General features: G+C 66.5%; 10 protein-coding genes. 6 read left to right on the forward strand and 4 right to left on the reverse strand.

Annotated elements, in window-relative coordinates:
* Positions 1-98: 98 nt before the first annotated feature.
* Positions 99-2,423, reverse strand: a complete 2,325-nt coding sequence (locus DIE13_RS18980) for a Tex family protein (RefSeq protein WP_124828571.1) — start codon at positions 2,421-2,423, stop codon at positions 99-101.
* Between the two features lie 160 nt (positions 2,424-2,583).
* Here DIE13_RS18980 and DIE13_RS18985 point away from each other — a divergent pair, with 160 nt between their 5' ends.
* From DIE13_RS18985 to DIE13_RS18995, 3 genes are all read left to right on the forward strand, one after another.
* Entirely contained in the window at positions 2,584-3,336 is a 753-nt protein-coding gene (locus DIE13_RS18985; RefSeq protein ID WP_124828572.1) for a hypothetical protein, read from the forward strand.
* 77 nt (positions 3,337-3,413) lie between these two features.
* Positions 3,414-3,629, forward strand: coding sequence for a YdcH family protein (locus DIE13_RS18990; RefSeq protein ID WP_006478692.1), 216 nt, complete (start codon positions 3,414-3,416; stop codon positions 3,627-3,629).
* 55 nt (positions 3,630-3,684) lie between these two features.
* On the forward strand, positions 3,685-5,931 hold the full coding sequence (locus DIE13_RS18995; protein ID WP_124828573.1) for an ATP-dependent DNA helicase: 2,247 nt from the start codon (positions 3,685-3,687) through the stop codon (positions 5,929-5,931).
* A gap of 86 nt (positions 5,932-6,017) precedes the next feature.
* Here the strand turns inward: DIE13_RS18995 and DIE13_RS19000 are convergent, their stop codons facing one another.
* Positions 6,018-6,842 carry an outer membrane protein assembly factor BamD gene (locus DIE13_RS19000; protein ID WP_096508771.1) on the reverse strand — a complete coding sequence of 275 codons (825 nt, stop codon included), beginning with the start codon at positions 6,840-6,842 and terminating at the stop codon, positions 6,018-6,020.
* A gap of 41 nt (positions 6,843-6,883) precedes the next feature.
* Between DIE13_RS19000 and DIE13_RS19005 the strand changes: the two genes are divergently transcribed.
* A complete protein-coding gene (locus DIE13_RS19005; protein ID WP_124828574.1) occupies positions 6,884-8,098 on the forward strand; it encodes an RluA family pseudouridine synthase in 1,215 nt (404 codons plus the stop codon).
* Between the two features lie 6 nt (positions 8,099-8,104).
* Positions 8,105-8,944, forward strand: coding sequence for a peptidoglycan editing factor PgeF (gene pgeF / locus DIE13_RS19010; protein WP_124828575.1), 840 nt, complete (start codon positions 8,105-8,107; stop codon positions 8,942-8,944).
* Here pgeF and DIE13_RS19015 read toward each other — a convergent pair.
* A complete protein-coding gene (locus DIE13_RS19015) occupies positions 8,881-9,279 on the reverse strand; it encodes a hypothetical protein (RefSeq protein WP_124828576.1) in 399 nt (132 codons plus the stop codon). The genes pgeF and DIE13_RS19015 overlap by 64 nt on opposite strands.
* Before the next feature lie 21 nt (positions 9,280-9,300).
* Here DIE13_RS19015 and phaC point away from each other — a divergent pair, with 21 nt between their 5' ends.
* On the forward strand, positions 9,301-11,175 hold the full coding sequence (gene phaC, locus DIE13_RS19020) for a class I poly(R)-hydroxyalkanoic acid synthase (protein WP_124828577.1): 1,875 nt from the start codon (positions 9,301-9,303) through the stop codon (positions 11,173-11,175).
* Here phaC and DIE13_RS33150 read toward each other — a convergent pair.
* A partial coding sequence (locus tag DIE13_RS33150) for a hypothetical protein (RefSeq protein ID WP_221622214.1) occupies positions 11,154-11,351 on the reverse strand: 198 nt, incomplete at its 5' end. The genes phaC and DIE13_RS33150 overlap by 22 nt on opposite strands.

Raw genomic sequence — 11,351 nt, forward strand, 5'->3', positions numbered from 1 at the left:
GCGGCCCAAGCCGATCCGGCCGCGCGCTCACCGTTCGAGCCATAAAAAAGCCCGCCATCCGGCGGGCTTTTTGTCGTCGGTCGACTACGTTCGTTTGCTCAACGCTTGAGCTTCGCAAATGCCGCGGCCATTGCGCCGGCCGGTTCCGGCTCGCGCGAGCGCTGCGGGCGCGCGCCGCTGCGGCCGGCGTTGCCGCGATCCTGGCCGCCGCGCGGTGCCATGCCGGGTGCGGCCGCTTCGTCGTCGAGGCGCATCGTCAGCGCAATGCGCTGGCGCTTGACGTCGACGTCGATCACCTTGACCTTGACGACCTGACCCGCCTTCACGACTTCGTGCGGATCCTTGATGAACTTCGTCGACATCGCGGACACGTGGACGAGGCCGTCCTGATGCACGCCGATGTCCACGAACGCGCCGAATGCGGCGACGTTCGTCACGACCCCTTCGAGCAGCATGCCGGGCATCAGGTCGGAGACCTTCTCGACCCCGTCGCGGAACGTCGCGGTCTTGAATTCCGGACGCGGGTCGCGACCCGGTTTCTCCAGTTCGGACAGAATGTCGCGCACGGTCGGCAGGCCGAAACGTTCGTCAACGAATTCTGCCGGCGACAGGCCCGCCAACGAGTCGCGGCTGCCGAGCACGTCGTCGATCCGCTTGCTGATCTTCGCGAGGATCCGCTGGACGACCGGATAGGCTTCCGGGTGCACCGACGAGCGATCGAGCGGGTTCTCGCCGCCGTTGATGCGAAGGAAGCCGGCCGCCTGTTCGAAGGTCTTGTCGCCGAGGCGCGGCACCTTGCGCAGATGTTCGCGTGACGGGAACGGGCCGTTCGCGTCGCGGTAGTCGACAATGTTGCGCGCAAGCGTCGCATTCAGGCCCGACACGCGCGCGAGCAGCGCGACCGATGCGGTGTTCGCATCGACGCCAACCGCGTTCACGCAATCCTCGACCACTGCATCGAGCGAACGGGCGAGTTCGCGCTGGTTCACGTCGTGCTGGTACTGGCCGACGCCGATCGCCTTCGGCTCGATCTTCACAAGCTCGGCGAGCGGGTCCTGCAGGCGGCGGGCGATCGACACGGCACCGCGCAGCGACACGTCGAGCTCCGGGAATTCCTTCGCGGCCAGCTCGGACGCCGAATAGACCGACGCGCCGGCTTCCGACACGACGATCTTCTGCAGTCGCAGTTCGGGGTGCTTCGCGATCAGTTCGCTCGCGAGCTTGTCGGTCTCGCGCGACGCGGTGCCGTTGCCGATGCTGATCAGCTCGGCCTGTGTCTGCGCGGCGATGCGTGCGAGCTTCGCGAGCGAGCCGTCCCAGTCGCGGCGTGGCTCGTGCGGGTAGATCGTGTCGGTGGCGAGCAGCTTGCCGGTGCGGTCGACGACAGCGACCTTCACGCCGGTGCGCAGGCCGGGGTCGAGACCGATCACGGCCTTCGGCCCGGCCGGCGCGGCCAGCAGCAGATCCTTCAGGTTGCGTGCGAACACGCGGATCGCTTCGGCTTCGGCCGTTTCACGCAGTTGCGTGAGCAACTCGTTCTCGATGTGCGGCTGCACCTTCACGCGCCAGCACCAGCGGCACACGTCGGACAGCCACTTGTCGGCCGGGCGGCTCTGGTTCGCGATCCCGAAATGGCGCGCGATCATCGCTTCGCCGGGGTGTGGCACTTGCGCATCCAGCTCTTCGCCGAGGCCGAGCTTGACGGTCAGCACGCCGGCGTTGCGGCCGCGGAACAGCGCGAGCGCGCGGTGCGACGGCACGGTCCGGATCGTTTCCGCGTAATCGTAGTAGTCGCGGAACTTCTCGCCTTCCTCGTTTTCCTTGCCTTCGACGACCGCCGACGACACGACGCCCTGGCCATGCAGGTAGTCGCGCAACTTGCCGAGCAGCTCGGCCGTTTCACCGAATTGCTCGGACAGGATGTCGCGCGCGCCGTCGAGCGCGGCCTTCACGTCGGCGACGCCCTTGTCGGCGTCGACGTATGCGGCGGCCTCAGTCTGCGGGTCGAGCAGCGGGTTCGCGAGCAGCGCCTGCGCGAGCGGCTCGAGGCCGGCTTCGCGGGCGATCTGCGCGCGCGTGCGGCGCTTCGGCTTGTACGGCAGATAAAGGTCTTCGAGCACCTGCTTGCTGTCGGCCGCGTCGATCGCGGCGCGCAACTCGTCGGTCAGCTTGCCTTGCTCGTCGATACTCGACAGGATCGACGCGCGGCGATCCTCGAGCTCGCGCAGATACAGGAGGCGTTCCTCGAGCTGGCGCAGCTGCGTGTCGTCCAGGTTGCCGGTCACTTCCTTGCGGTACCGGGCAATGAACGGAACGGTCGAGCCTTCGTCGAGGAGTTGCACGGCCGCCGCGACCTGGCGCGGCTGGACGGACAGTTCGGTGGCGATGCGCTGTACGATCTTGAGTGCTACGGTTTCCGTCATGTCGTGGATGATCTGCCTGCTGAAATCGCGGCGCGGGCCGGCAGACCGCGCGCGGCGGGCTGCGTGACGGGCCCGCCGGACCAGATGCCGCGGGTGAGTGAAGCGGGGCATTTTGCCATAAATGGCGGAGCGTCCAGCCGGGGGTGATAGAATTTGACACATGTCCCGCAGCTTTCCTACGACGTTGCCAACTTCCCGCATTTCTCTCGTCGCGCTCGGCGCAGCGCTTGCCGCGGCTTTGTCCGCGGGGCCTTGCGCCGCGTACGCGCAGGCATCGGGCGCAGTCGCGCCGGACGCCGTTGCAGCCGCGCCCGTTGCGGCTTCCGCCACCCAGGATTTTGACGCCCGTCAAAAAGTGCTCAATCAACGTTCCGCGGAAAACGATTATCGTTATGCGGTGGCGGAGCACGATTGCTACAGCAAGTTCTTCGTCAATCACTGTCTCGGCAATGCGCGCGACCAGATGCGCGAGGAGCGGGCGAGCATTCGCCAGGAGCAACTCGCGCTCGACGACGAGCAGCGCGCGGTCCGTGCGCAGCAGCGTGACCAGCAACAGGCGCTGAAGCAGGCGCAGAATGCGGCGGAAGCGCCGCAGCGGGCGGCGACCGACGCGGCGAACGCGGCTGCGTTCCGCGACAAGCAGGAGCAGAATGCACTGAAGCAGGCGCAGCGCGGCGCGGAAGGGCCGCAGCATGCCGCGAACAAGCAGGCATACGACCAGAAGCAGGCGGACTTCCAGCGCAAGCTCGACCAGGCGCACCAGCAGGCGGCGCAGAAGGCGCAGGAGCGGGCAGACAACGCAGCGCGCTATCAGCAGAAGCAGCAGGAAGCCGCACAGCACAAGGCCGATGTCGAACGGCGTCAGCAGGAAGCGGCCGAGAAGGCCAAGCAGCAGCAACAGCAGGGGCAGTAACGTGTTGGGTTGACCCGGAATCAGTCTCGAGCGTGTCGGCACGCCAGTCGGCGCGCTGCTTCGATGAGGAGGCAAGTATGCAAAACCGTCACACGGAACAGCAGCAGGAATTGCACAACCGTTTGGCTGCATTGCAGGAGCAGCACCAGCAGCTCGCTCGGGAGATCGAGCTGAAAGAAGGGCACTCCGACATCGACGACATCACGCTGCACCGGCTGAAGAAGGAAAAGCTGGCTGCCAAGGACAAAATCATTTTGCTGCAATCGCAGCTGGAACCGGATAAGCGCGCCTGAGCGCGGCCTGGCGAGCGCCGGCGCCGCCCGGGCGCTGGACACAGGAACGCTTGCCTTGAATTCACCGCTTGAAGCCACCCCCGATGCCCGGCGTGACGCGTCGTCCGCCGGGCGCGTTCGTGCGCCCGAAGGCACCTTTGAGCTGAGCCGCAAGCGTGTCGACGAGCTCGACACGATCTTCGGCGAAGGCGGGTTGCTCGCGCGCGCGCTCGACGGATATCACCCGCGCCTGTCGCAGATCGAAATGGCGCGCGCCGTCGCGTCGGCGATGGAGGCGTCCGCGCGCCGGATGCCCGAGCCCGAGATCTTCGAGACCCGCAAGCGGCCGGCACGACGGCTCGGGGACGGCGACAAGGCGGCCGAAGCGGCTGCGCAAGGCGTGGTTGCGGCCGAGTCCGACAGCGACAGCGGCGACAATACGCTGATCGTCGAGGCCGGCACCGGTACGGGCAAGACCTACGCGTATCTGGTGCCCGCGATGCTGTGGGGCGGCAAGGTGATTGTGTCGACCGGCACGAAGCACCTGCAGGACCAGCTCTTTCAGCGCGACATCCCGACGGTGCGCAACGCGCTCGCGGTGCCGGTGACGGTCGCGATGCTCAAGGGTCGCTCGAACTACCTGTGCCATTACTACCTGCAGCGCACGGCCGACAACGGTCGCCTGCCGTCGCGGCAGGACACCGCGTATCTGCAGGAAATCGTCCGTTTCGCGAAAGTCACCAAGAGCGGCGACAAGGCCGAACTCGCGAGCGTGCCGGAGACGGCGCCCGTGTGGTCGATGGTCACGTCGACGCGCGACAATTGCCTCGGCCAGGAGTGCCCGCACTACAAGGAGTGCTTCGTGATGCAGGCACGGCGCGAGGCGCAGCAGGCCGACATCGTCGTCGTCAACCATCACCTGTTCTTCGCGGACATCATGCTGCGCGACACGGGGATGGCCGAACTGCTGCCGAACGCGAACACGGTGATCTTCGACGAAGCACACCAGTTGCCGGAGACCGCGACGCTGTTCTTCGGCGAAACGCTGTCGACCACGCAGATCCTCGAACTCGCGCGCGACACGGTGGCCGAAGGCCTGAGCCATGCGCGCGATGCGGTCGAGTGGGTGAAGCTCGGCGGCGATCTCGAGCGCGCGGCGCGCGACCTGCGCCTCGCGTTTGCGAACGACCAGATCGTGCGCATGTCGCTCGCGCAGCTCGGCGACGATCACCCGATGTTCGGCGCGCTGGACGCGCTCGAGACGGCGCTCGATGCGCTTGCATCGGCGCTGGCGAGCCAGGCGGAGCGGGCGGAATCGCTCGGTGCGTGCCTGCGGCGCGCCCGCGAGTTGCAGGACCTGCTGGCCGGCTGGGTGACACCCGGCGCGGCGGAAGCAGCGGCGAAAGCCGACGCGGCAGCCGGCGACAAGGCCGCCGCTGACGGCGACCTGAACGAGAAGGTGCGTTGGGTCGAAGTGTTCGCGCATACCGTGCAGTTGCACGAAACGCCGCTGTCGGTCGCGCCGATTTTCGCGAAGCAGCGCGCTGGCGTGCCGCGCGCATGGGTTTTTACGTCGGCGACGCTGTCGGTGCGCGGCGACTTCACGCACTACGCGGCGCAGATGGGCCTCAGTTCGCGGCGCTCGATGACGCTCGCGAGCCCGTTCGACTATCAGACGCAGGGCCTGCTGTACGTGCCGCGCAACCTGCCGCAGCCGTCGTCGCCGGCGTTTACCGATGCCGTGTTCGATGCCGCGCTGCCGGCGATCGAGGCGTCGGGCGGCGGCGTGTTCATGCTGTGCACGACGCTGCGTGCGGTCGACCGGATCGCGTCGAAGCTGCGCGACGTGATCGAATCGCGCGGCTGGAATACGCCGCTTCTCGTGCAGGGCGATGCGAGCCGTACCGAGCTGCTCGATCGCTTCCGTTCGTACGGCAATGCGATCCTCGTCGGCAGCCAGAGTTTCTGGGAAGGTGTCGACGTGCGCGGCGACGCGCTGTCGCTCGTCGTGATCGACAAGCTGCCGTTCGCGCCGCCCGACGATCCGGTGCTGGCCGCGCGGCTCGATGCGCTCACCAGGAAGGGCCTGAGCCCGTTCGCGGTTCACCAGTTGCCGCAGGCCGTGATCACGCTGAAGCAGGGCGCGGGGCGCCTGATTCGTGCGGAGACGGATCGCGGCGTGCTGATGATCTGCGATACGCGGCTCGTCGACAAGCCGTACGGCAGGCGGATCTGGCAGAGTCTGCCGCCGTTCAAGCGCACTCGCGAGATCGCGGTCGTGCAGGACTTCTTCGACGAGCATCGCGCGCAAAAGCGCGCATGAGTGCATGCCGCGTGTGCTTGTCCTGCACGCGGTGTCAATAAAAAACCCGGCTTGATGCCGGGTTTTTTATCTGCCGCGGATGTGGCTCAGAACTGCCACCACGACTTCTTCGCGCCGGGGCGCGAATGGCCGGTGATGTACGGGCTGTCCGGGAACGTACCCGCGAGCACGCGCTTCGTGTCATCGGCGAGTTGCGGCTGGTTCAGCTTGCCGTACGACAGGATCATGATGTGCAGCGCGTCCTCGATGGCCGGCGCGCCCTTGTAGTCCTTGATCGCGAGCTGCGCGCGGTTGATCGCCGCCACATAGGCGCCGCGCCGATAGTAGTAGTCGGCCGCGTGTACTTCGTGCGACGCGAGTGCGTTGACGATGTAGCGCATCCGGGCCGCGGCATCGGGTGCGTACTTGCTCTTCGGGTAGCGGTCGACGACGACCTTGAACGCATCGTACGATTCGCGCAGTGCCTGCGGATCGCGCTCGCTCATGTCCTGGCCGGAGAAGCGGCCGAACAGGCCGAGATCGTCGTTGAAGTGGATCATCCCCTTCAGGTAGTACGCATACGGGATGTCCGGATGATCCGGGTGGAGCTGGATGAAGCGGTCGACGGCCTGATCGGCGGCTGCCGCTTCGTTGTCCTTCCAGTTGCAGTACGCGACGTTGATCTGCGCCTGTTGCGCGAAATGGCCGAACGGATCGCGACCTTGCAGCGATTCGAAGTATTTCGCACACTTGCCCCAGTCGCCGCCAGACAGTGCGTCCTGGGCCTCTGAGTATAATTTGTTGTTCGACCAGGTAGCCGTCTCGTCCTGCTTCTGCGGCAAGCCGTGGCAGCCGGCGATGAGGGCCGCGGCCGCTACCGCCGCGGCCCGGGCGGCGACGGTCTTGGCCGTACGTTTGGTCGAATTCATCATGCTCGCATGTCCTAGCTTCAAGTCTCGGTGACCCAGTCTAAATGACCCGTTCAAGTTCGCAGAATGCCCCGCGGGGCAAGCCAAATCGCGAAGATTATAGCCCAAGCGATCGGCCCGCCGACGCTACGTCGGGGGATTCCCCCGATGACGATCTGGCTGCAGGCGCGATGCAGCCGCCTGTCGTGCCTTCCGCGGCGGCCGATGAGGCGCCGCGCATCGTCGAAGTGCCGCTGTCGCTCGCGGGCGAACGACTCGACAAGGCGCTCGCCCAGCTGTTCCCCGAATTTTCCCGCAGCCGCCTGCAGAGCTGGATCGAGGCGCAGCGCGTGCTGGTCGACGGCGCGCCGGCGAAGATCCGCCAGCCGGTGCCGCTCGGCGCGAAGATCGAGCTCGTGCCCGACCTGCTGCCGGAGCAACTGGCGTTTACGCCGGAGCCCGTGCCGCTCGACGTGATCTACGAGGACGATGCGCTCGTCGTCATCAACAAGCCGGCCGGGCTCGTCGTCCATCCGGCCGCCGGCAACTGGAGCGGCACGATCCTCAACGGCCTGCTGCACCGCTACGGCGACGCCGCGGCCGGCCTGCCGCGCGCCGGGATCGTCCACCGGCTCGACAAGGAGACATCGGGCCTGATGGTGGTCGCACGCACGCTCGCCGCGCAGACCGACCTCGTGCGCCAGCTGCAGGCGCGCACGGTGAAGCGCCGTTATTTCGCGCTCGTCTGGGGCATGATGCCCGAAGACGGCACGATCGACGCGCCGATCGGCCGCGATCCGCGCGAGCGCACGCGGATGGCCGTCGTCACGGGCGCGTCGGGCAAGCCGGCGCGCACGCATTTCCGCACGGTTGACACATGCATGTGGCAACGTCAGCCGGTGTCCGCGATTCAGTGCGATCTCGAAACCGGCCGCACGCATCAGATCCGCGTGCACTGCTCGTACGTCGGGCATCCGCTGCTCGGCGATCCGGTGTACGGACGCGCACGCGGCAAGCGCTCGGTCGCGCCGCTGCCGGACGGATTCGCGCGGCAGGCGCTGCATGCATGGCGGCTCGGCCTCGTGCATCCGGTCACGGGCAGGACGATGCAGTGGCGCTGCCCGTTGCCGGACGACATGAACGCGCTCGTCGCGGCGCTCGGTTTCGGGCAGGGCGATGAGGATTTCGACGATGAAGGCGCCTACGACGATGGCGATTTCGGCGGCGACTACGAGGATCACGACGACGAGTCGTATCCGGATGACGATGACGAGGAATGAGTGCCGATGACGAACCTTGCGCCGTTGACATGGCAGGACTGCGTACGGCCCGACTGGCAGGTGTCGCCGCGCGTGCGCGCGCTGATCACGACGCGCGACGGCGGCGTCAGCGAAGGCCCGTACGGCCGCTGGCAGGATGGTGCCGAACTGCCGGGAGGCATGAATCTCGGCCTGCATACCGGTGACGATCCGGCGCATGTCGCCGCAAACCGCGCGCGCCTGCTGGCGCTGGCGGGGCAGTCGAGCGCGGCATGGCTCGAGCAGGTTCATGGCGCGCAGATCGTGCACGCGGACGAGGTGATCGATGCCGCGCCCGGTGCTGCCGCGCCCGTGCAGGCCGACGCGAGCGTCACGGCTCGCGTGAATGCCGTGTGCGTCGTGATGGTCGCGGATTGCCTGCCGGTGCTGCTGTGCGATGCGCAGGGGCGGGCGGTCGGCGCCGCCCATGCGGGCTGGCGCGGGCTCGCAGCCGGTATCGTCGAGCAGACCGCGGCGCGTGTCGCGGCGCTCGCCGGCGGCGCGACGAATGAACTCCATGCGTACCTCGGGCCGGCGATCGGCCCGCAGGCGTTCGAAGTCGGCTCGGATGTACGCGATGCGTTTCTCGACACGGCTCCGCTGTCGGAGCATGATGACACCCGGCAAGCGTTCGCCGCGATCGACGGCGCACCCGGCAAGTTTCTCGCCGATCTCTACGCGCTTGCGCGCCTGCGCCTCGTTCGCGCGGGCGTCGCGCACATGAGTGGCGGGACCGCCTGCACGGTCGCCGAACACGCTCGTTTCTATTCGTACCGGCGCGACCGTGTGACCGGCCGCATGGCCGCGGCGATCTGGCTGGCCGACTGATCGACTGATTGCGCGCGCTTAATTGCGTCGCGCAATCGCTTTATCTCGATATTGGCGCGGTAATGCGGCGTGGCATGGGCAATCGAATGAATAATCGCGAAGTCAAGTCGGTCAATATGTTTTATGTTTTGCCGGAAGCCTTGTCCTGCTTGTTTCGCGCCGATTATCTCCGTGCAGAAATGTTCAGTGGTTTGACGCCGTGCTTCACATGGGGAAAACGATAATGATAAAAATACCGCACTGCGGCAGAATCTGGAGACGCCTCTCCAGAGCATGACGGCCCGGCTCGCAGCCGGCACGCCGCGCGCGAGCAGGATTTCACGATTGACGCTCACGAATCACCGGTAAGGCAGGTAATGACAGCATCGAAAAATTCGTCGACGTCCGCTCAGGCGGGCACTTCCGCGAGCAGCACCGGATTCGACCAGGCCACCCAGCCGATGCAGCAGATGTTCGAGGCATGGCTGAATGCATGGCGCGGTTTCGCCGATCCGGCGCGTGCCGCCACCGCGGCGAGCACGGCGAACCCGTTCGCCGCATTCCAACTCCCGACATCGCTTCCGTTCCAGATGCCGTCGATGCCCGACCTGGGCAGCCTCGGCGGCATGGCGTCGCCGCTCGCCGGGCTGAAGCTGCCGGTGGCCGCGATTCCGCCCGAACGGCTCCAGAAACTGCAGGCCGACTATGCGCGCGACTGCATGACGCTGATGCAGCAGAGCGTTGCCGCGAAGCTCGAATCGCCGGAGTTGAAGGATCGCCGCTTCAGCGCGGATGCATGGAAGGCTTCGCCCGCGCATGCGTTCGCCGCGGCGTGGTATCTGCTCAACGCGCGTTATCTGCAGGAACTGGCCGACGCGCTCGAGACCGATCCGAAGACGCGCGAGCGCATCCGTTTCTCGGTCCAGCAATGGACGGCCGCGGCCGCGCCGAGCAACTTCCTCGCGCTTAATCCCGATGCACAGAAATCGATTCTCGAGACGCAGGGCGAAAGCCTGCGGCAGGGGATGATGAACCTGCTCGGCGACATGCAGCGCGGCAAGATTTCGCAGACCGACGAATCGCAATTCGTGGTCGGCAAGAACCTCGGGTGTACCGAAGGTGCGGTCGTCTACGAGAACGACCTGATCCAGTTGATCCAGTACACGCCGAAGACGGACAAGGTGTTCGAGCGGCCGCTGCTGATCGTGCCGCCGTGCATCAACAAGTTCTACATCCTCGACCTGCAGCCCGAGAATTCGCTCGTCGCGCACGCACTGTCCAATGGCCATCAGGTGTTCCTCGTGTCGTGGCGCAATGCCGACGCGTCGGTCGCGCACAAGACGTGGGACGACTACATGAACGAAGGGCTGCTCGCGGCGATCGATGCCGTGCAGCAGGTCAGTGGCCGCGAGCAGATCAACACGCTCGGCTTCTGCGTCGGCGGCACGATGCTCGCGACGGCGCTGTCGGTGCTCGCCGCGCGCGGCGAACATCCGGCCGCGTCGATGACGCTGCTGACCGCGATGCTCGACTTCACCGACACCGGCATCCTCGACGTGTTCGTCGACGAGGCGCACGTGCAGATGCGCGAGCAGACCATCGGCGGCAAGAACGGCACGCCGCCGGGGCTGATGCGCGGTGTCGAATTCGCGAATACGTTCTCGTTCCTGCGACCGAACGACCTCGTGTGGAACTACGTGGTCGACAACTACCTGAAGGGCCGCACGCCCGCGCCGTTCGACCTGCTGTACTGGAACAGCGACTCGACGAGCCTGCCCGGCCCGATGTACGCGTGGTACCTGCGCAATACGTACCTCGAGAACAAGCTGCGCGTGCCCGGTGCGCTGACGGTGTGCGGCGAGTCCGTCGACCTGTCGCGCATCGACGTGCCGACCTTCATCTACGGGTCGCGCGAGGATCACATCGTGCCGTGGCAGACCGCCTATGAATCGACGTCGATCCTGACGGGCCCGCTGAAGTTCGTGCTCGGCGCATCGGGTCACATTGCAGGCGTGATCAATCCGCCGGCGAAGAAAAAGCGCAGCTACTGGATCAACGACGGCGAACTGCCCGAATCCGCGGACGACTGGTTTGCCGGGGCGACCGAGCAGCCGGGCAGCTGGTGGACAACCTGGGTCGAATGGCTCGACCAGTACGGCGGCCGCAAGGTCGCGCCGCCCGCGAAGCTTGGTTCGGCGCAGTTCCCGGTGATCGAGCCGGCGCCGGGCCGTTACGTGTTGCAGCGCGATTGACGAAAACCGGACAGCGGCGCACGCTGTCCGGTGCACCGCAGTTTTTTTAACAGGGCCGGTAGCGATGCGCCGTATCGTGCGGGCCTGGAGGAAAGGGAAATGACGGACGTAGTGATCGTATCGGCCGCGCGGACCGCGGTCGGCAAATTCGGCGGCTCGCTCGCGAAGGTTGCGGC

The sequence above is a fragment of the Burkholderia sp. Bp9016 genome, from assembly GCF_003857765.1.
Taxonomy (GTDB): Bacteria; Pseudomonadota; Gammaproteobacteria; order Burkholderiales; family Burkholderiaceae; genus Burkholderia.